General features: G+C 65.8%; 18 protein-coding genes. 11 read left to right on the plus strand and 7 right to left on the minus strand.

From position 1 onward, the window contains the following. The first annotated feature begins 137 nt into the window (after window positions 1–137). Genes codB through codA form a run of 3 tightly spaced genes read left to right on the plus strand, consistent with a single transcriptional unit; the run spans window position 138 to window position 3,857 of the window. Window positions 138–1,397, plus strand: a complete 1,260-nt coding sequence (gene codB, locus AC1TXO_RS10450) for a cytosine permease (RefSeq protein WP_486406228.1) — start codon at window positions 138–140, stop codon at window positions 1,395–1,397. Next, the gene (locus AC1TXO_RS10455; protein WP_486406229.1) at window positions 1,394–2,611 is read left to right on the plus strand and encodes a PucR family transcriptional regulator; all 1,218 of its coding nucleotides are present in this window, start codon (window positions 1,394–1,396) and stop codon (window positions 2,609–2,611) included. The genes codB and AC1TXO_RS10455 overlap by 4 nt, the downstream gene beginning before the upstream one ends. Before the next feature lie 4 nt (window positions 2,612–2,615). Further along, on the plus strand, window positions 2,616–3,857 hold the full coding sequence (gene codA / locus AC1TXO_RS10460; RefSeq protein ID WP_486406230.1) for a cytosine deaminase: 1,242 nt from the start codon (window positions 2,616–2,618) through the stop codon (window positions 3,855–3,857). Between the two features lie 32 nt (window positions 3,858–3,889). On the opposite strand, the gene AC1TXO_RS10465 is transcribed toward codA, so the two are convergent. Next, complete coding sequence (locus AC1TXO_RS10465) at window positions 3,890–4,381, minus strand: Lrp/AsnC family transcriptional regulator (protein WP_486406231.1); 492 nt, start codon at window positions 4,379–4,381, stop codon at window positions 3,890–3,892. Between the two features lie 145 nt (window positions 4,382–4,526). Between AC1TXO_RS10465 and AC1TXO_RS10470 the strand changes: the two genes are divergently transcribed. The 4 genes from AC1TXO_RS10470 (at window position 4,527) to AC1TXO_RS10485 (ending at window position 7,960) form a co-directional block, all read left to right on the plus strand. After that, complete coding sequence (locus tag AC1TXO_RS10470) at window positions 4,527–5,162, plus strand: LysE family translocator (RefSeq protein ID WP_486406232.1); 636 nt, start codon at window positions 4,527–4,529, stop codon at window positions 5,160–5,162. Window positions 5,163–5,210: 48 nt separating this feature from the next. After that, window positions 5,211–5,954: a sulfite exporter TauE/SafE family protein gene (locus AC1TXO_RS10475; protein WP_486406233.1), complete on the plus strand. Its 744-nt coding sequence runs from the start codon at window positions 5,211–5,213 to the stop codon at window positions 5,952–5,954. An 81-nt stretch (window positions 5,955–6,035) separates the two neighbouring features. Continuing rightward, complete coding sequence (locus AC1TXO_RS10480) at window positions 6,036–6,773, plus strand: hypothetical protein (RefSeq protein ID WP_486406234.1); 738 nt, start codon at window positions 6,036–6,038, stop codon at window positions 6,771–6,773. A gap of 269 nt (window positions 6,774–7,042) precedes the next feature. Next, window positions 7,043–7,960: a hypothetical protein gene (locus tag AC1TXO_RS10485; protein WP_486406235.1), complete on the plus strand. Its 918-nt coding sequence runs from the start codon at window positions 7,043–7,045 to the stop codon at window positions 7,958–7,960. A 41-nt stretch (window positions 7,961–8,001) separates the two neighbouring features. Here AC1TXO_RS10485 and glcF read toward each other — a convergent pair whose 3' ends face one another. The 4 genes from glcF to AC1TXO_RS10505 form a co-directional block, all read right to left on the minus strand. Further along, window positions 8,002–9,222, minus strand: a complete 1,221-nt coding sequence (gene glcF / locus AC1TXO_RS10490) for a glycolate oxidase subunit GlcF (RefSeq protein ID WP_486406236.1) — start codon at window positions 9,220–9,222, stop codon at window positions 8,002–8,004. Between the two features lie 9 nt (window positions 9,223–9,231). Continuing rightward, a complete protein-coding gene (glcE, locus tag AC1TXO_RS10495) occupies window positions 9,232–10,284 on the minus strand; it encodes a glycolate oxidase subunit GlcE (RefSeq protein WP_486406237.1) in 1,053 nt (350 codons plus the stop codon). Beyond that, complete coding sequence (glcD, locus tag AC1TXO_RS10500; RefSeq protein WP_486406238.1) at window positions 10,284–11,783, minus strand: glycolate oxidase subunit GlcD; 1,500 nt, start codon at window positions 11,781–11,783, stop codon at window positions 10,284–10,286. The genes glcE and glcD overlap by 1 nt, the downstream gene beginning before the upstream one ends. 70 nt (window positions 11,784–11,853) lie before the next feature. After that, complete coding sequence (locus AC1TXO_RS10505; RefSeq protein WP_486406239.1) at window positions 11,854–12,942, minus strand: AbrB family transcriptional regulator; 1,089 nt, start codon at window positions 12,940–12,942, stop codon at window positions 11,854–11,856. A gap of 115 nt (window positions 12,943–13,057) precedes the next feature. On the opposite strand from AC1TXO_RS10505, the gene AC1TXO_RS10510 reads away from it, so the two are divergent. Next, a complete protein-coding gene (locus tag AC1TXO_RS10510) occupies window positions 13,058–13,960 on the plus strand; it encodes a LysR family transcriptional regulator (protein WP_486406240.1) in 903 nt (300 codons plus the stop codon). A 109-nt stretch (window positions 13,961–14,069) separates the two neighbouring features. On the opposite strand, the gene AC1TXO_RS10515 is transcribed toward AC1TXO_RS10510, so the two are convergent. Further along, window positions 14,070–14,351, minus strand: coding sequence for a hypothetical protein (locus tag AC1TXO_RS10515; RefSeq protein WP_486406241.1), 282 nt, complete (start codon window positions 14,349–14,351; stop codon window positions 14,070–14,072). Between the two features lie 310 nt (window positions 14,352–14,661). Continuing rightward, window positions 14,662–15,114 carry an Lrp/AsnC family transcriptional regulator gene (locus tag AC1TXO_RS10520; protein ID WP_486406242.1) on the minus strand — a complete coding sequence of 151 codons (453 nt, stop codon included), beginning with the start codon at window positions 15,112–15,114 and terminating at the stop codon, window positions 14,662–14,664. 111 nt (window positions 15,115–15,225) lie between these two features. On the opposite strand from AC1TXO_RS10520, the gene AC1TXO_RS10525 reads away from it, so the two are divergent. The 3 genes from AC1TXO_RS10525 (at window position 15,226) to AC1TXO_RS10535 (ending at window position 18,876) form a co-directional block, all read left to right on the plus strand. Beyond that, window positions 15,226–15,840 carry a LysE family translocator gene (locus tag AC1TXO_RS10525; RefSeq protein ID WP_486406243.1) on the plus strand — a complete coding sequence of 205 codons (615 nt, stop codon included), beginning with the start codon at window positions 15,226–15,228 and terminating at the stop codon, window positions 15,838–15,840. Between the two features lie 73 nt (window positions 15,841–15,913). Continuing rightward, window positions 15,914–16,546, plus strand: a complete 633-nt coding sequence (locus tag AC1TXO_RS10530) for a LysE family translocator (RefSeq protein ID WP_486406244.1) — start codon at window positions 15,914–15,916, stop codon at window positions 16,544–16,546. A 101-nt stretch (window positions 16,547–16,647) separates the two neighbouring features. Continuing rightward, window positions 16,648–18,876, plus strand: a complete 2,229-nt coding sequence (locus AC1TXO_RS10535; protein WP_486406245.1) for an ATP-binding protein — start codon at window positions 16,648–16,650, stop codon at window positions 18,874–18,876. Window positions 18,877–18,878: the final 2 nt, after the last annotated feature.

Raw genomic sequence — 18,878 nt, forward strand, 5'->3', positions numbered from 1 at the left:
ATCAAAAATTTATGTGCATGGAGCACATAAATGGCTAGCGCTAGCGCCCAATTCACCGTGTGGTCACCGTCTACCCTGAAGCCGGCCCATATATTGCTCTGCCAGCGCCAACCTCCCAACACTGGAACATTATAAAAATGAGCTCACCCGGCGAATTCCCCCTGACCGAAGCCCCACAGCATGCCCGCAAGGGTCTGCTGCCGATTGCCATGGTCCTGTTCAGCTTCACCTTCTTCACCGGCACCATGTTTGCCGGTGGCAAGCTGGGCATGGCCTTCAATTTTGTCGACATGCTGTGGATCGCCACCATCGGCAACACCCTGCTGGCGATCTACGCCGCCGTGCTGGCCTTCATCGCCTCGCGCAGCGGCCTGAACACGGTGCTGATGGGGCGCTTCTGCTTTGGCGAGTCGGGCAGCCGGCTCTCGGACTTCCTGCTCGGTTTCGCGGAACTGGGCTGGTACGCCTGGGGCACGGCCACGGTCGCGATCGTGCTGGTCAAGCTGCTGGGGCTTTCCGAAGGCCTGACCATTCCCCTCATGGTGCTGTTCGGGTTGGGCTTCAGCGTCACCGCGATCATCGGCTTCAAGGGCCTGGACGGGCTGTCGCGGGTGTCGGTGCCGTTGATGTTCGTGCTTCTGGTGATCTCGATGGTCATCGCCACCCGCCAGGTCGGCGGCTTCGACGGGCTGCTGGCCGTGGTGCCGCAGGAGGCAATGAGCTTCTCGGCCGCCGTGACCATGGTCTTCGGCACCTTCGCCAGCGGCGCGACCCAGGCCACCAACTGGACGCGTCTGTCGCGCAGCGGTCGGGCGGCGGTGACGGCCAGCGTGGTGGCATTCCTGGTGGGCAACGGCCTGATGGTGGTGGCCGGCGCCTGGTGCGCGATGGTCTACCAGCAGGCCGACATCGTCGACGTGATGATGCTGCAGGGCCTGTCGTTCGCCGCCGTGGTCATGCTCTGCCTCAACCTCTGGACCATCCAGGGGCCGACCATCTACAACGTCGCCGCAGCGACCTGCCACCTGGTGCGCAGCGAGCGTCGACGCACCGCGACCCTGGTGGCGGCGGCCGTGGGCATTGTGCTGGCGATCGGCGGCATGTACCAATGGCTGATTCCGTTCCTGGTGCTGCTGGGCTCGATCATTCCGCCGGTGGGCGGGGTGATCATGGCCGACTTCTGGTACCGCCACCGTGGCAAGTACCCGGAGCTGGCGTCGGTCAGCTTGCCGCGCTACAACCGCGCCGGGCTGTTCGCCTACGCCGTGGGTGCGGTGCTGGCCTACAGCTCGCCCTGGGTTGCACCGCTGGTAGGCATCGGTGCCTCGGCACTGTGCTACATCCTGCTGCTTGAAGTCGCCGCGCGCGTGCGTCCGGTGGCCCAGGCCAAACCGTGAGCCTGGCGCTCGACGACCTGCTGAGCCTGCCCGGTCTGGAAGTGATGACCGTGCGGGCCGGAGCGCGCAACCTGCAGCGCCGGGTGCGCTGGCCCTACGTGGCGGAGAACGAAGGCATCGCCGAATGGGTGATGGGCGGCGAGCTGGTCTTCGTCACCGGCATCAACCATCCGCGCGGCGAGGCCAACCTGCTGAGCCTGGTGGAAGACGGCGACGCGGTCGGTATCGCCGGCCTGGTGATTCTCACCGGTGGGACTTTCATCCAGCGCATTCCGGCTGCGGTGGTCGAGCGCGCCGAACAGCTCGGCCTGCCGCTGATCGAGCAGCCCTACGCGTTGAAGATGGTGGTGGTCACCCACCTGATCGGCACCGCCCTGGTGCAGATGGGCCAGGTGCGCCGTTCGCGCGACGATATCCTCGGCCAGTTGCTCACCGGCGACTACCCGAGCCTGGCCATCGCCCGGCAGCGCGCAGCCCACCTGCAACTGGCGCTGGACGAACCGCGTCGCGTCGTGGCGCTGCGCTTGTCGGCGGTCGACGGGCTGTTCGAGCGCCACCGCCCGGAGCAGGCCGAACGCCTGTGGCAGTCCACCCGGCAGGCGCTCGAGGAGCACCTGGAAACCTGGTGCCGCACGCTGCCGGGCGCGGTCATGGCGCAATTGCCGGGGGATCTGTTCGTGCTGCTGCTGGCCGACGCCCCTGACCTGCGCCCGGCGTTGGCAGGCCTGTACCGGCGGCTGGCCGAGGTAGCCGGGGAGATGGAGCTGTTCATGGGCCTGTCGTGCCTGGCCGAGGATTGCGCCCATTATCGCCAGGCCCTGGGCGAAGCCCGTCAGGCCCTCGAGGTGGCGCAGAACATGCGTCCGGCTGCGGGCCTGTGCGACTTCAGCGAGCTGGGGGTGCTGCGCCTGCTGCAGGGCATTTCCGACCGCTCGCTGATCGACACCTTCGTCTCGCAGACCCTCGGCCCTCTGATAGAGACCGGGCGCAAGCATCCCCATGCCCTGGTGCACACCCTCGATGTGCTGCTCAAGGAAAACGGCAACGGCGCGCAGGCCGCGCAACGCCTGGGCGTGCACCGCAATACCATCATCCAGCGTATCCAACGCATCGAGCAGTTGAGCGGACAGTCGCTCGATGACACGCTTTTCCGCATGAACGCTTCCGTCGCGCTGCTGATCTGGCGCATGAGCGAAAGCCAAGGCAAGGAGTAACCCCATGAACATCATCAACGCCCGCCTGCGCGGCAAGACCGGCCTGTTCCGCATCGCCCTGGGCGGCGATCGCATCACCGCCATCGAACCCCAGGACGCGGTCGTCGCGCTGGCCAGCGCCGAGGACATCGACGCGGCGCAGAACCTGGTGATCCCGCCCTTCATCGAGCCGCACATCCACCTCGACGCCACCCTGACCGCCGGCGAGCCGCGCTGGAACATGAGCGGCACGCTGTTCGAAGGCATCGAGTGCTGGGCCGAGCGCAAGGCCATCACCACCCATGAAGACATCAAGGCCCGCGCCAAGAAAACCATCGGCGCGCTGGTCGATCACGGCATCCAGCACGTGCGCACCCACGTCGACGTCACCGACCCGACGCTGGTCGCGCTCAAGGCCATGGTCGAGGTGCGTGAAGAGGTGCGTCACCTGGTCGACCTGCAGATCGTCGCCTTCCCCCAGGAGGGCATCGAGTCGTATGCCAATGGCCGTGAGCTGATGACCGAGGCGGTCGCCCTCGGCGCCGATGTGGTCGGCGGCATCCCGCACTTCGAGAACACCCGTGACCAGGGCGTGTCGTCGGTGAAGTTCCTGATGGACCTGGCCGAGCGCACCGGCTGCCTGGTGGACGTGCACTGCGACGAGACCGACGATCCACAGTCGCGCTTCCTTGAAGTGCTGGCCGAGGAGGCACGGGTACGCAACATGGGCGAGCGCGTCACCGCCAGCCACACCGTGGCCATGGGCTCCTACGACAACGCCTACTGCTACAAGCTGTTCCGCCTGCTGAAGATGTCGGGTATCAACTTCGTGTCCTGCCCGACCGAGAGCATCCACCTGCAGGGGCGTTTCGACAATTTCCCCAAACGCCGTGGCGTGACCCGCGTGGCCGAACTCGACCGCGCCGGCATGAACGTCTGCTTCGGCCAGGACTCGATCGTCGACCCGTGGTACCCGCTGGGCAACGGCAACATCCTGCGCATCCTCGAAGCCGGCCTGCACATCTGCCACATGCTCGGCTACGAAGATCTGCAGCGGGCACTGGACCTGATCACCGACAACAGCGCGCGCACCCTGAACCTGGGCGAGCGCTACGGTATCGAGGTGGGGCGCCCGGCAAACCTGCTGGTGCTGTCGGCGCCGGATGACTACGAGCTGATCCGCAGCCAGGGCCATGCGCTGGTGTCGGTACGTGGCGGTAAAGTGCTGATGCGCCGTACCCCTGCGCAGATCGAACGCTTCGCCTGAGGTTGCGGGTAGGGGCAACTGCCTGCTTGCTCCTACTCCTGCCCACCCGCCGCCTGGGGCAGATGCCCCAGCGGCAGACCGGTCTGCTCCTTCACCGTGGTGATCGCAAAGTTGCTGCGAATGTCCGTCACCCCCGGGACCTTGAGCAGTGCCTCCATCAGGAAGCGCTCATAGGCGCGCAGGTCGGGCACCACCACCTGCAAAAGAAAATCCGACTCGCCCGACACCAGGTGACACGACACCACCTCGCTCAGCGCCGATACCGCCTGGCGGAACGCCGCCGACGAGGCTTCGGTGTGCCGCTCCACCTTCACCCCGACGAACACCGTGAGCCCCAGACCGACACCGTCGCGGTCGATCTGTGCCCGATAGCCGCGGATGATCCCGGCCTCTTCCAGCAGGCGTACCCGGCGCAAGCAGGGGGAGGGCGACAGCCCGATTTCCTCGGCCAACTGCACATTGGTCAGGCGGGCGTCGCGTTGCAGGGACGAGAGAATTCGGCGATCGAGGTTGTCGAGTTTCATTGTTGGCATAAATCCGTAATCAGGCTTCCGTGTTTGGCACGATATGCCAATACGATGCTTATGGGTAGTTGATTACGCAACGCGTCAACCAGCGTCGACCGGTAAGCTTTCAGGCCAGATATCCCCGAAAGCAGAGAGGCGAGAGATGGCGAATCTGGAGTTGTTCATTGGCGCGCTGGTGGCCGTATGCCTGGTCCCGGGTGCCGACATGGTGCTGGTGCTGCACACCTCCAGCACCCAGGGCCGTGCCTATGCCGTGGCGACCGCGATCGGCCTTGCGATCGCCCGTGCCGTGCACGTGACCCTGGCCGCGCTAGGGCTGGCAGTGTTGCTCAAGACGGTCGGCTGGGCCTTCGAACTGGTGCGCGTGGTGGGCGTGGTGTACCTGGTCTGGCTGGGCCTGCGCATCGCTCGCGCACCCAGCCTGGTTCCGTCGCTGGACGACACCGGCCTGCCCGTGGTGCGGCCAGCCTATGGCACTGCGGTGTGGCGCGGGCTGCTGACCAACATCAGCAACCCCAAGGCGCTGCTGTTCTGCTCGGTGCTGTTGCCGCAATTCATCGATGCCGGCGCCGGAGACGTAGGCGCGCAGTTCCTGTTGCTGGGCGTGGTGCTGGTGATCGTCGGGCTGCTGTTCGACCTGTTCTACGCCATGATCGGCGCGGCGCTGGGCTACTGGATGGCGCGTAACCCGAAGGTCGAGGTGGTGCAGCGCTGGACCTTCGCCAGCCTGCTGATCGGTTTTGGCCTGCGCCTGGCGTTGATCGGCCGCCCACAGTGACGGCGAGCTGGTCTAGAATGCCGGTTTCCTTTGCAGTACGGACCGCCCATGGACCCGCTCTACCTCATCGCCCTGGGCGCGTGCGTCGCCGGATTCGTCCAGGGGCTCTCCGGTTTCGCCTTCGGCATGGTCGCCATGTCATTCTGGGCCTGGGGCCTGGAACCGCGCCTGGCGGCCTCGCTCACGGTGTTCGGTAGCCTCACCGGGCAACTGATCGCCGTCTTCACCGTGCGCCGCGGCTTCAGCTGGAGCCTGCTCTGGCCCTTCGTGGTTGGCGGCCTGGCGGGCATTCCGCTGGGGGTGTGGGTGTTGCCCTACCTGGACATGCTCTGGTTCAAGGCCGTGTTCGGCACCCTGCTGGTGCTGTGGTGCCCGCTGATGCTGCTGGCCCCGCGCCTGCCGCGCCTGGCCGGCAATCGCCTGGCCGATGGCGCCGTGGGCATGGTCGGCGGGGTGCTCGGTGGCATTGGCGGTTTTACCGGCACCGTCCCGACGCTGTGGTGCACGGTGCGCGGCTTCGACCGCGACACCCAGCGTGCGGTGATCCAGAACTTCAACCTGTCGATGCTGGCGGTGACCATGCTCACCTACCTGGGCACCGGCGTGGTGACCTCGGCGATGTTGCCCTGGTTCGGCGTGGTCGCGCTGGCCATGCTGGTGCCCACGGTACTCGGCACGCGCCTGTACCTGGGCATCAGCGAAGCGGCGTTCCGTCGCCTGGTGCTGGGGCTGCTGACCTTGTCGGGCGTAGCCATGCTGGTGGCGTCGGTGCCGGTGCTGCTGGCGCGTTGAAGGCTTGCCTCGGGTCGCTTTAGTTGGCACGCTTGGCCCCGGTCTGCAACCGCACATGCTGCGCTACAAGGAACCGCCAAGGTGAGTTGGGAAAAAGTCGGGAAAGCCCTCGCGGGCCTGCTGGTGATCGTCGTCGCTGTGGCCGCGCTATACGTGTCGCTCAAGGATGACGGCAGCCTGAAGGCCGATGTCGCCTACGAGGCCCTGACCTATCCCAGCCAGTTCAACGAGCGGATCGGCCAGGCCCGCGAGCAGCTCAAGTACGAGCGCCTGTTCGCCGGGGTCGAGGCGCTGGCCAAGGGCGCGCTGAGCCGCGACCAGGTCGAGGCATTGGTGACCCAGGCGCAGACACCCTACATGCAGCTGTTCGCCAAGCCGTTCGAGGCCGGGCTGGTGGATCACCGCACCGGGCTGTTCATCACCCTGCGCAATACCGGCGACAAGCCGCTCAAGCAGGTGCACATCCGCCTGCCGGCCAAGGGCCTGGTGCAGGTGCGTGACGATGCCGGGGATGACAGCATCCCGGAGAATGCCACCAACATCATCGAGATCCCGTCCATCGAGCCGGGTGGCGTGTGCCGGGTGTGGGTGTACTTCGATGCCGACTTCTCGCAGATCACCCAGGGCGGTATCAGCATCGTCCATGCCGAGGGGCCGGCAAGGATCCAGGTGCTGCGCGAGGTCAGTGGTTTCCAGGCAACGACGGCGCGCTACGGGCAGGTGCTGGTCGGGATGGTCGTGGCGTCTGGTGTGCTGGTGCTGATGCTGGCTTATGTCATCGTGCGTCAGCGGCGTCGTTTGCGGCGGTTGCGTGGCTGAGGCTCGGCTGCCCCGATAAAAGGGCTCTGCAGAAACCGATTTCAGCTCAACGCAGTGGTTGGCATTGGCGAATGCGCAGTCGCGGCAGTTTGCTCGCTGCAAGTTGTAGGTGGCCTTGTTTTCGACGTGCCGTAATAGCACTAGAGACACAACGGGGCAACTGACAGAAGTGCCAGTTACCGCGACGTATCGCTGAAGTTATAGTGCGGCCCCAGGAGTATCCATAAGGAGTGGATACTGGTTTTGATACTGATCCTTGGGAGTGCTAAATGAAAACGCTATTGTTGCTGCCACTTGCCATCCTTGTCGCTGCCTGCACAAAGCCCATTGAGCACACCGAACAAACATCCACGGCCACAGCAGAACGGGCATTGACTCAGTCTGAGTTGGCCGCGCTGGATGTTCAGGGACAGAATACGATCAGCCAGGTCGACGCATGGTTCAGGGACACGAGAAGAGATTGTGGTTCAAGGCAGCGCCCCGCCTTTCTGTGCGGTGGGGTGATGATGCGTGTGACCGAGAGTTACAAATCCTTTGATCCGTGGATGCCAAGTCCGCCGTCCGTTAAAAGGGCGGGGATATCGTTCTCATGGATGCGTCAGGACACCAAGATTTACAATACCTTCAACTTCCGTAACGGCTTCATTTTCTACCCCGTCATGGCAAGACCCGCCGGTAAGGCACAGATTCAGGTGCTGTGCGTGTTCCCGCGTGATGGCGCGACCGACCAACGTAATCCAGCCTGTGGTGCCAACCCCCGTTATGCACAGGTCAGCAGGCCCTGTGACCAGCAAGGCATCACCACGGCGGGGCAGTGGTTGACGCATTACAGAAGTTTGTCCGCACCTGGCGCCGCCTGCGGTTGGAGTGTCGTTGTGTTTTCGCCTACTTCAGCAGACCGTTTCTATCAAAGCATTCTTGCCCGGCAATCACTCGGCAGGGGCGACGCATGGAATGAAGTGATCCTGGAGCCGTGGCCGAATGTAAATCCCGCGACATTGCCGATTGCGGCGTTCTTCTACCAGAGTGGTAATGCGGATGCGCGCAACAGGGCAAACGACGACCAGCGACGGTACAACCAGAAGTACGGTCAGATGATACCGGTCATCGCACTCAGCTACTCGACCGCTTCAGGCCTGACGGCGCAATACCATCCGCAAGAGCAAGGTTTGCGCCAGTCAATGTAAAACGCCTTGGCGAGGGGATTCACACCACGGCGCCTTCAGGCTCAGTCTGCGAGTTGCTCTTCCACGATTTCTATCCAGTGCCGTACCGGTGTTCGGTCGGCACTGTCGAGGTGATGCTGGCAACCGATGTTGGCGGTGACGATCAGCTCGGGGTTGCCACTTTCCAATGCCTTCATACGGTTGTCGCGCAACTGCCGTGACAGCTGCGGCTGGGTCAACGAATAAGCACCCGCCGAACCACAGCACAGATGACCATCCGGCACCGGGGCCAAGCTGAAGCCCAGGCGCTGCAGCACGCTCTCGACTGCACCAGAAAGTTTTTGCGCATGCTGCAGCGTGCACGGGCAATGGAAGGCCAGGCGCCGGTCAGCCTGGATGCACAACTGCTCCAATGGCTCCTCGCGCAACACCTGAACCAGGTCCCGGGCCAGTTCGCTGACCCGTGCGGCCTTCGCGGCGTAGGCCGGGTCCTCTGCCAGCAGATGGCCGTAATCCTGCACGAAGGCTCCGCAGCCGCTGGCCGTCTGCACGATGGCTTCGGCACCGGCTTCGATGGCCGGCCACCAGGCATCGATGTTGCGTCGCGCCCGGGCAAGGCCGGCAGCCTGTGCATCGAGGTGATAGTCCAGCGCGCCGCAGCAGCCGGTCTCGGCGACGGCCATCACCGAGATGCCCAGGCGGTCCAGCACCCGTGCAGCGGCAGCGTTGGTATTGGGCGACAGCGCCGGTTGCACGCAGCCTTCGGGCATCAGCACGCGACGGGCATGCCGAGGCGTCGGACGCGTGCCGGCGCTGCGCCGCTGACGCGGCAGCTTGGCCTGCAGTGGCTTGGGCAGCAGCGGGCGCAAGACCGTGGCGGTATCGATCAGCGCCTTGAACAGCCGCGGTCGCGGGGCGATCAGGCGTAGACCCTGGCGCAACACGCGCTCGCCCAAGGGCCGGGGCACCTGTGCCTCGACCACGGCACGGCCGATGTCCAGCAGGTTGTGATACTCCACCCCGGACGGGCAGGTGGTCTCGCAGTTGCGGCAGCTCAGGCAGCGGTCCAGGTGAATCTGGGTGCTGGCGCTGACCGGCTGGCCCTCGAGCACTTGCTTGATCAGGTAGATGCGCCCGCGCGGCCCGTCCAGCTCGTCGCCAAGCAACTGGTAGGTCGGGCAGGTAGCGGTGCAGAAACCGCAGTGCACGCAACTGCGCAGGATGCGTTCGGCTTCTTCGGCGCGCGGCAGGCGCTTGGCCTGTTCGCTCAGGTGGGTCTGCATGATGGAGCCTCACAGGTCGGCATACAGGCGGCCAGGGTTGAAGATGCCCCGGGGGTCGAGTTGCTGCTTGAGGTTGCGCTGGTAACGCAGCAGCGGCGCGGCCAGCGGATGGAAGGCAGCGTCGTGGCAGGCGTGCAGGGTGGCATGACCGCCCGCACGCGCGACGGTCTCGCGGATGATGGCGGGGCTGGCGTCGGACTTCAGCCAGCGCTGGGCACCGCCCCAATCCAGCAGTTGCCTGCCGGGCAGGCTGAGCAGCGGGCTGTTGTGTGGCAGTGACAGGCGCCACAAGGGCTCGTCGCTCGCGAAGAAGTCCAGGCGCTGCTCGCGCAGATCGTGCCAGTAGCGGTTGTCCAGCACCTGGCCACCCAGGCGCTCGGCGGCAGAAGCCACCGAGCCTTCGCCACCTTCGAGGCGCAGATGCAGCGCCTCGCCGTCATGGCAGGCGGCGGTGATCGGGATCGGCTGCTGCCCCCAGACGGCCAGCCCGGCCAGTGCCTGGTGCAGGTCCAGCGCCAGGCTCAGGCTGTGGCAGTTGCGCGGTCGCGGCAGTACCTTCAGCGACACCTCGGTCAACACGCCCAGGCAACCGAAACTGCCGGTCAGCAGGCGCGACAGGTCGTAGCCGGCGACGTTCTTCATCACCTCGCCACCGAAGCGCAGCAACTTGCCGTGCCCGGTGATCACACGGGTGCCCAGCACATGGTCGCGCACCGACCCGGCCCAGGGGCGGCGTGGCCCCGACAGCCCGGCGGCGACCATCCCGCCCAGGGTCGCCCGATCGCCCAGGTGCGGCGGTTCGAAGGGCAGCATCTGGCCGGCGTCGTGCAGCAGCGCTTCGATCTCGCGCAGCGGTGTACCGGCGCGGGCGGTGAGCACCAGTTCGGTGGGGTCGTAGCTGACGATGCCGCGATGGCTGCGGGTATCGAGAACCTGGCCCTCGACCGGGCGGCCGAGCATGGCCTTGCTGTCGCTGCCCTGGATGCGCAACGGCGTGCGCTGCTCCAGTGCCTGGCAAACCTGCGCCAGCAAGTGGGCGCTGGCGTCGTGATCCTGATCCATCAGAAGCGCTCCAGGTCGGGAAAGGGCAGCTTGCCGTGGTGCACGTGCATCGCGCCGAATTCGGCGCAACGCTGCAGCGTCGGGATGTTCTTGCCCGGATTGAGCAGCCCCAGCGGGTCGAAGGCGTGCTTGACGGCGTGGAACAGCGTCAGCTCGTCGGGGTTGAACTGCGCGCACATCTGGTTGATCTTCTCGCGCCCGACGCCGTGCTCGCCCGTGATGCTGCCGCCGACCGCCACGCACAGTTCCAGGATCCTGCCGCCGAGGGCCTCGGCGCGTTCCAGCTCGCCCGGCTGGTTGGCGTCGAACAGGATCAGCGGGTGCATGTTGCCGTCGCCGGCATGGAACACGTTGGCGACCCGCAGTCCGTACTCGCGTGACAGCTCGCCGATGCCGTGCAGCACCCCCGGCAGCGCCCGGCGCGGGATGGTGCCGTCCATGCAGTAGTAGTCCGGCGAAATGCGCCCCACCGCAGGGAAGGCATTCTTGCGCCCGGCCCAGAACCGCGCGCGCTCGGCTTCGTCGCAGGCCAGGCGCACCTCGGTGGCGCCTGCTGCCTGCAGGACCGCCTCGACCCGCTTGCAGTCGTCCTGCACATCGGCTTCCACGCCATCGAGCTCGCACAGCAGGATGGCTGCGGCATCGACCGGGTAGCCTGCGTGGATGAAGTCTTCGGCGGCGCGCAGCGACAGGTTGTCCATCATCTCCAGGCCGCCGGGGATGATGCCTGCACCGATGATCTGGGCAACTGCACGGCCAGCCTTCTCCACGCTGTCGAAACTGGCCAGCAGGACTTTCGCCACCTGCGGCCTGGGCAGCAGCTTGACGGTGACCTCGGTGACGATCCCCAGCAGACCTTCGGAGCCGGTGAACAGTGCCAGCAGGTCGAAGCCCGGGGCGTCGAGGGCATCGCTGCCCAGTACCAGGTATTCCCCCTCGATGGTGAGGACCTCGACCTTGAGCAGGTTGTGCACGGTCAGGCCGTATTTCAGGCAATGCACGCCGCCGGCGTTTTCCGCGACATTGCCGCCGATCGAACAGGCGATCTGCGACGACGGGTCGGGGGCGTAGTACAGACCGTGTGGCGCTGCAGCCTGGGAAATGGCCAGGTTGCGCACGCCGGGCTGAACCCGGGCGAAACGCCCGGCCGGGTTGATTTCCAGGATGCGGTTGAAGCGCGCCATCACCAGCAGGATGCCCTGCTCGAGTGGCAGTGCGCCGCCGGACAGGCCGGTACCGGCTCCGCGGGCCACCACCGGTACCCGGCGCGCGTGGCAGAGCCTGAGTACGGCCTGCACCTGCTCCAGGCGCTCGGGCAGCACCACCAGCAGCGGTACCACCCGGTAGGCGCTGAGGCCGTCGCACTCGTAGGGGCGCAGGTCTTCGGCGCGGTGCAGGATGTGCAGGTCGGGGAGGGTGCCGCGCAGGGCGTCGAGCAGCGCGGCCTTGTCGACCGTGGGCAGCGCGCCGTCCAGGCGCTCGTCGTACAGGATGTTCATCAGGCGGGTTACCAGGCATTTGTCGTTGTTGTCGGGGCAAGGATAGCTACCCCTCGGCCTGGTGCACCCTTCAGCTGGCCTTCTGGGTCAGGCGGATGATCTGCCGGGCCAGGTAGGCGCCGGTCAGGATCACTCCGAACAGGCGCAGGGTCTGCATCGCCAGCACCATGCCGACGTCGGCGTGGGTCTCCACCGCGATGATCGCCATCGCATCCAGGCCACCGGGGCTGGTGGCCAGGTACATCGACAGGAAGTCGGTGCCGGCGACCCGCGCCAGCAGCCAGGCGCAACCGGCGCAGAGCAGGATCAGCACCACCGCGCCGGCGATCATCGTCGGCAGGCGCTTCCACACGTAGCGCACGGTCTGGCGGTCGAAGCGCAGGCCGATGTAGCAGCCGATGGCGCCGTAGGCGATGGCCAGCACTTCGCTGGGCAGGCTGACATGCAGGATGCCGGTCAATTGCAGCACCGCGCCGAGCAGCAGCGGCATCAGCAGGGCTCCGGCGGGCATCTTCGACCCGGCCGCCACCCCTGCCAGCACCACGCCAAGGGCGAGCAGCAGGTTGCCCAACTGCAGGCTGTCGGTAACCACGGGCACCTGCGCCGCGTCGCTGGCCACGCTGGTGGCGCCGAGCAGGTGGCTGACCAGCGAGCCGATCATCACCACGCAGACCACCCGCACATACTGCATGGTCGCCACCACGCGACCGTCGGCGCCGTTGTCCTCTGCCATCGACACCATTGCCGAAGCCGCGCCGGGTGCCGTACCCCAGGCGGCGGTACTGCCTGGGATGCCACCGAAGCGCACCGTGCCGAGCCCGACCAGGGCGCTGAGCACCACCGTGGCGAAGGTGGCGAACAGCATCAGCGGCCAGGCGTCGGCCAGCGAGGCGAGCACCGACCAGGTGACCGAGTGCGCCACCAGCAGCCCGACGCAGCCTTGGCCGAAGCGGAACACCTGGCGGTGCAGGCGCAGTTGCGCGCCGGATACGCCAAACAGGATGGCCACCAGCATGGGGCCGAGAAACAGCCCGGCCGGTACGGCGAGGGTGTGCAGGATCTGCCCGGCCGCGCCTGCGCAGAGGATCAGCGCGAGCCATTGCAGCAGCAGTGGGCGGGAAGGGTTGGGCGTTGCTTGGGGGGGTAGGGCGGGGGGCAAGTCGATCTCCCTGTACGGCGAAAGCCGAGCTGGCTGACGCAGAAAATTATCGACCTCTGTATTGATCAAGTCTATTTTCTACTTTCTATGAATCCATAACTGAAATTCATCGATCATGGACCTACGTGACCTGACCTATTTCGCCACCATCGCCGAACTCGGCCACCTGGGGCGCGCTGCGCAGCAGCTCAACCGCAGCCAGCCGGCGCTGAGCAAGAGCATCCAGCGTCTGGAAGAATCACTGGGCGCGCGGCTGTTCCAGCGCGATGGCCGGCGCATCAAGCTGACCGATGCCGGTGCGTTGCTGCTGGCGCGCGGCAAGCAGTTACAGGTAAGCATCGCCGAGACCGAGCGTGAAGTGCGCGACTTCGCCAGCGGCCTGGTGGGCAACATCCGCCTGGGCTGTGCGGCGAGCATGGCCGAGCACCTGCTGCCACAACTGACCGCATCGCTACTGGAGCGGGCGCCGGAGCTGACCTTGAAGCTTTCTATCGGCCAGGACGACATGCTCAAGGACTCGCTGCGCTCAGGCCGACTGGATGCGATCATCTGCGGCTTGATCGTCGACGATCCGCAATTTCGTTCCTACCCGATCCTGCAGGACGAAGCGGTGGTGGTGGCCAGCGCCGATCATCCGGTGCTCTCGGGTGAGGTGCAGTTGAAGGACCTGTGTACCTACCGTTGGGTGCTGGCGGCCCCCACGGTGTCCTCGCGGCGCTGGATCGACAATGTGTTCAGCAGCCAGCAGTTGCCGCTGCCGGAGGTGCAGATCGAGACCAACTCGATTTCGCTGCTGCCCCGGCTGATCGCCAAGACTCGCCTGCTCAGCTTCGCTGCACGCGAAACGCTGGAGCATGGGCTGGGCATGGCATGGCTGCGCGAAGTGCCGCTGGAAGCCACCACCATGCGCCGCACCGTGGGTGTGACGGTACGTGCCGAAGGCTACCTGCCACCGGCGGCGGAGGCGATGGTGGAGCTGTTGAGAAACGCCGGGGATGGGTTCTTCCGCGGGGAGTGATGGCTGAATGAATGTCGCACCACGGCATGAGACTTGTGGGAGCTCTGCAGGGGCGGCGGTTCGGCGCTCCGACTGGTCCCGCGATGGGCCGCATAGCGGCCCTGGCGATTTATTGCTCCAGGCCATCAAGCAAGGATTCAACCAGCGCTTTGCAAGCATCGAGCCCGTGATCGTTATTCAGTAGCAGGTCCCGACAGGTACCGGTGGCCAGCTCCATGGCGGTCTGGTTTGCCGCGCAAGCGCCTTTGAGCAGGGTGGACAAGTGCACCAGCGCGTCTTCAGCCGCGACACCTGAACAGACCGCAAACAGTGCGCGATGGCTACCGTCGCAGTTGCCGAAATGCGCAGGTGCGGTACGGGGTGTTGGGGGATCGGGCAGGCCTTTCGTCATTGTGTCGCTCCTTGATTCAATGGAGTCGCCACTCAACGTGACCAAACGAATGGGTGGCGACTGTACGCGGGTTGGTCAACCGGGAATCAAGGAAACCGGCGCGCACGGAGGCGCCCCACGCACAGCCGCCATAGATCGAGACAGCTGGGGGTTATACCTCCTGCTGAAACGCATAGCGTCGCCAAGTGCGCCTTGATGATTCCAGGTGACCAAACCCGACTGCTGGACTTACAGCAGCGCGCAGAGGTTACCGGTCCGAGGGAAGCGTTTCAAGGCGCAGCCACCTCCAGATATATTTCAGGATGCTCAGTCACAGGGGCAGCAACCGATCCTGGATCACCTCTTTCATCACCAGCGTCGAACTCAGCCGTTTCACATTGGGAATGCTGGTCAGCACTTCGTCATACAGCTTCTGGAATGCCGGCAGGTCCCTGGCTACCACATGCAGCAGGTAATCCGGATCGCCGAACAGGCGCTGCGCCTCGACGATCTGCGGCACCTCGGTCACCGCCGCTTCGAAGTCAGCCACCGGCTGGCGGGTCACCTCGCGCAGGGTGACGAACACCAGCGCCGCAAAGTTCAGGCCCACCGCCGAGGGCGCAAGACGCGCGTGGTAGCCGAGGATCGCCCCTGATTCCTCCAGCGCCCTGAGCCGGCGATGGCAGGGCGAAAGGCTCAGGCCGACACGCTCGGCCAGTTCGGTCACCGACAGGCGACCATCTTTTTGCAGCTCGGCAAGGATTTTTCGATCAGTACGGTCCATTGGGGAAGAATCTTCCAGGAAGAAGGCGTTGCTCAGCAATATACGAAAGATAATCCCCTGGTGAAATCCGTAATCTTCCTTTCAACCAGACCCCTGAAAGGAATACCCGAAATGACCCTCAGTGTAGTGGCCGCGTTCTGGGCCGTGTCGTTGCTGTTCGTCATCACCCCAGGCGCCGACTGGGCCTATGCGATTTCGGCCGGGATGCGCGGCCGCTGGGTGATGCCGGCGGTGGCGGGCATGCTGTCGGGGCATTTCATGGCTACCCTGGTGGTGGCCGCCGGAGTCGGCAGCCTGATTGCCGGGCACCCGCAGGCGCTGATGCTGCTGACCCTCGCCGGGTGCCTCTACCTGCTGTGGCTGGGTACCAACCTGCTGCTCAAACCGGCAGCGCCCGAAGCGGGAGCGCTGCAGACAGCCGACAGCGGCTCGCGCTGGGCGCTGCGCGGCTTCTGCGTGAGCGGGCTCAACCCCAAGGTGTTCCTGCTGTTCCTGGCCTTGCTGCCGCAGTTCACCGACCCGACCTCGAGCTGGCCGTTGCCGCTGCAGATCCTGTTGCTGGGGTTGGTGCACCTGTTCAGCTCGCTGGTGATCTACCTGATGGTGGGCTATGGCGCCAAGGCGGTGCTGCAGACTCGGCCGCAGGCGGCGAAGCGGGTCGGGCGTGTGTCCGGGGCAGTGATGATCGCAATTGCGCTGGGCCTGCTGCTCGGCCAGTTTGGCTGAGCGCAGGCGTGGTTCACCAAGGCCTGGACTGCGGATACACTGGCGCCTCCATTGACCGCCAAGGATGCGCCCGATGCCCGATTCCACCCACCTGCTGGCCTTTGCCCTGATTGCCCTGGGCATGGTCCTGACCCCCGGCCCGAACATGGTCTACCTGATCTCGCGCTCGATCTGCCAGGGGCGGGTCGCCGGGCTGATCTCGCTGGGCGGGGTGGCCATGGGCTTCGTGTTCTACATGCTTTGCGCGGCGCTGGGCATCACCGCGCTGGTGATGGCCGTGCCCTATGCCTACGACGCCCTGCGCATTGGCGGTGCGCTGTACCTGCTGTACCTCGCCTGGCAGGCACTCAAGCCCGGTGGGCGTTCGCCTTTCCAGGTCCGCGAGCTGCCGGCCGACAGCCCGCGCCGGTTGTTCATGATGGGCTTTCTGACCAACCTGCTGAACCCGAAGATCGCCGTCATGTACCTGTCGCTGATGCCCCAGTTCATCGAGCCAGGTCATGGCAGCGTGCTGGTGCAGTCGCTGGTGCTCGGTTCCACGCAGATTGCCGTCAGCGTCACGGTCAACGCCCTCATTGCCCTGATGGCCGGTTCCATCGCCGTGTTTCTCGCCGGGCGCCCCCTGTGGCAGCAGGCCCAGCGCTGGCTGATGGGCACGGTCCTGGCCGCCCTGGCGGTGCGCATGCTGGCCGAGGGGCGACGCTGAGTACGCTGGATGTGCAGATGGATTGAACATCTGCGCCGCGCCGATTTCATATCCTCAGACACCCAAAGACAGTGCGCGGGAACACTGATGGTCTGCATGACATGAAATCACTACAGGACGGTGATACCGAACACGCCCGGCCCCTGGCGCCCGGCTTTCTCCTCAACGGCGGCACGGTCGGCTCGCTGCTGCAGAGCCTTGAATGGGCCGAATCGCCGCTGGGTGCGCCAGGCGGCTGGTCGCCCAGCCTGCAGACGCTGATGGCCACCATCCTCCCGGCCAGGACACAGATCGTGCTGTTCTGGGGCGCCGAATACGTGGCGCTCTACAACGATGCCTACGCCCCCACCATCGGCGCCAAGCACCCGCGCGCGCTTGGCCGCCCGGCTTGCGAGCACTGGAGCGAGCTGTGGGACGACCTCGAACCGCTGCTGCGCAATGTCCGGGAAACCGGCGAGACCTTTGCGGCGAGTGACCGGCCGTTCTACATCGAACGCCGCGGCCTGGGCGAGACGGCCTACTTCGATGTCTCCTATTCAGCAGTGCGCGAGGTGGACGGCAGTGTTGGCGGGGTGCTGTGCATCGTCACCGAAACCACCGAACGCGTGCATTTCGAGCGGCGCCAGGCCTTTCTCCTGGCACTGGGCAGTGCGCTGCCACAGATCAGCGCCGCCGAAGACATAGAAGCCGACGCCACTCGGCGGCTCGGCGAGGAGCTGGGCGCTTCGCGGGTGTTCTTCGCTGAAGACATGGGTGATGACGAGCGCTACGTCGTGGCCCGCGACTGGGTCGACGGGGTACCGTCGCAGACCGGCGAGCACGCCTGGCGCCAGCACCCCGGATTGTTGCGCGAGCAGTTGCAGGCGGGCCATGAAGTGCATGGCGATTATCCGGCCGGATCATCCCGGGACGTCTGCGCCAGCCTCAAGGTGCCACTGCTGCGTGGTGGCGTGCTGGAGGCGATGCTGTGCGTCTACTTCAATCGCCCCCACGTGTTCGCCGACGACGAGTGCCGGCTGGTGGAGGAGGCGGCCAAGCTGGCCTGGTCGGCCATTACCCATGCCCGTGCCGAGTCCGCGCTGCGAGCCAGCTCCGCGCACCTGGAGGCGACGCTGGCCGAACTGGTGGCGCTCAACGCCACGCTCGAGGCGCGGGTAGTCACGATGCTCAGCGAGCGCGAGTCAGACCTCATGCAGCTGCACGAGGCACGCAAGATGGAAACCATCGGCCAGCTCACCGGTGGCATTGCCCATGATTTCAACAACATGCTCACGCCCATCATCGCCTCGCTGGAGCTCATTGCCCGACGGCCGGCCGATGCCGTGCGCTCGGCGCGCCTGATCGAGGGTGCACTGCAGGCGGCGGAGCGAGCGCGCAGCCTGGTCGCACGGCTGCTGACCTTCGCCCGCCGGCAGACCCTCAAGCCCCAGGCGGTGTCGCTGGCGGCACTGGTCGGTGACATGCACGAACTGATCAGCCGCTCGGTGGGGCCTGCCATCGAGATGCAGGTCGACATAGACGAGGCATTGCCCGCCGCGCTGGTGGACCCGCACCAGCTGGAACTGGCGCTGCTCAACCTGGTGGTGAATGCTCGCGATGCCATGGAGGTCGGCGGTAGCCTGAAGATCAGTGCCGGCCTCGCCGCTGCTGGCGCAGACCGCCCCACGGGCCTTCGGCGTGGCCCGATGCTCTGGCTGGCGGTGGCCGACACCGGCTGCGGCATGAGCGAGGAGGTGCTGGCGCGCTGTTTCGAACCCTTCTACTCCACCAAGGGTGTGGGCAAGGGAACCGGGCTCGGCCTGCCGATGGTGCAGGGGCTGTCGCTGCAGTCCGGCGGAGGCTTTGCCCTGCGCTCGGTGCAGGGGCAGGGCACGGTGGCGACCGTGTGGCTGCCCCTGAGCGAAACGGCTGCCGGGCAGCACGATGCGCAGGCAGAGGCGGTGCCCACGGCTACACGTCCGGTCAGGGTCTTGCTGGTGGACGACGAGGCCATCGTGCGCCATGCCACTGCGTTGCAACTGCGTGACCTGGGTTACGAGGTGATGGAGGCGGCGGGTGCAGCCGAGGCGTTGGCGGTCGTGGAGCAGGGGTTTGCCGTCGAGGTACTGGTAACCGATCAGGTGATGCCCGGACAGACCGGTGCAGAGTTCGCCCAACGCCTGCGCAGGCGCATGCCGGAGCTGCCGGTGTTGATCATCACCGGCTATGCCAACCTGACGCCGCAGGAGCTGTACGGCTTCGAGGTGCTGCGCAAGCCGTTTCGCCGGGCGGAACTGGCGCACAGCCTGGCGCGTTTGCTGCCTGGCGTGGCCGGCCACCCCCGGCGCTGACG

The organism is Pseudomonas sp. FA117, assembly GCF_057370475.1.

Coding starts and splice junctions, on each gene's coding strand:
- codB (WP_486406228.1), top strand. CDS start 138: ATGAGCTCACCCGGCGAATTCCCCCTGACCGAAGCCCCACAGCATGCC.
- AC1TXO_RS10470 (WP_486406232.1), top strand. CDS start 4,527: ATGGCGAATCTGGAGTTGTTCATTGGCGCGCTGGTGGCCGTATGCCTG.
- glcD (WP_486406238.1), bottom strand. CDS start 11,783: ATGAACATCCTGTACGACGAGCGCCTGGACGGCGCGCTGCCCACGGTC.
- glcF (WP_486406236.1), bottom strand. CDS start 9,222: ATGCAGACCCACCTGAGCGAACAGGCCAAGCGCCTGCCGCGCGCCGAA.
- AC1TXO_RS10520 (WP_486406242.1), bottom strand. CDS start 15,114: ATGGACCGTACTGATCGAAAAATCCTTGCCGAGCTGCAAAAAGATGGT.
- AC1TXO_RS10485 (WP_486406235.1), top strand. CDS start 7,043: ATGAAAACGCTATTGTTGCTGCCACTTGCCATCCTTGTCGCTGCCTGC.
- AC1TXO_RS10510 (WP_486406240.1), top strand. CDS start 13,058: ATGGACCTACGTGACCTGACCTATTTCGCCACCATCGCCGAACTCGGC.
- AC1TXO_RS10525 (WP_486406243.1), top strand. CDS start 15,226: ATGACCCTCAGTGTAGTGGCCGCGTTCTGGGCCGTGTCGTTGCTGTTC.
- codA (WP_486406230.1), top strand. CDS start 2,616: ATGAACATCATCAACGCCCGCCTGCGCGGCAAGACCGGCCTGTTCCGC.
- AC1TXO_RS10530 (WP_486406244.1), top strand. CDS start 15,914: ATGCCCGATTCCACCCACCTGCTGGCCTTTGCCCTGATTGCCCTGGGC.
- AC1TXO_RS10465 (WP_486406231.1), bottom strand. CDS start 4,381: ATGAAACTCGACAACCTCGATCGCCGAATTCTCTCGTCCCTGCAACGC.
- glcE (WP_486406237.1), bottom strand. CDS start 10,284: ATGGATCAGGATCACGACGCCAGCGCCCACTTGCTGGCGCAGGTTTGC.
- AC1TXO_RS10535 (WP_486406245.1), top strand. CDS start 16,648: ATGAAATCACTACAGGACGGTGATACCGAACACGCCCGGCCCCTGGCG.
- AC1TXO_RS10475 (WP_486406233.1), top strand. CDS start 5,211: ATGGACCCGCTCTACCTCATCGCCCTGGGCGCGTGCGTCGCCGGATTC.
- AC1TXO_RS10515 (WP_486406241.1), bottom strand. CDS start 14,351: ATGACGAAAGGCCTGCCCGATCCCCCAACACCCCGTACCGCACCTGCG.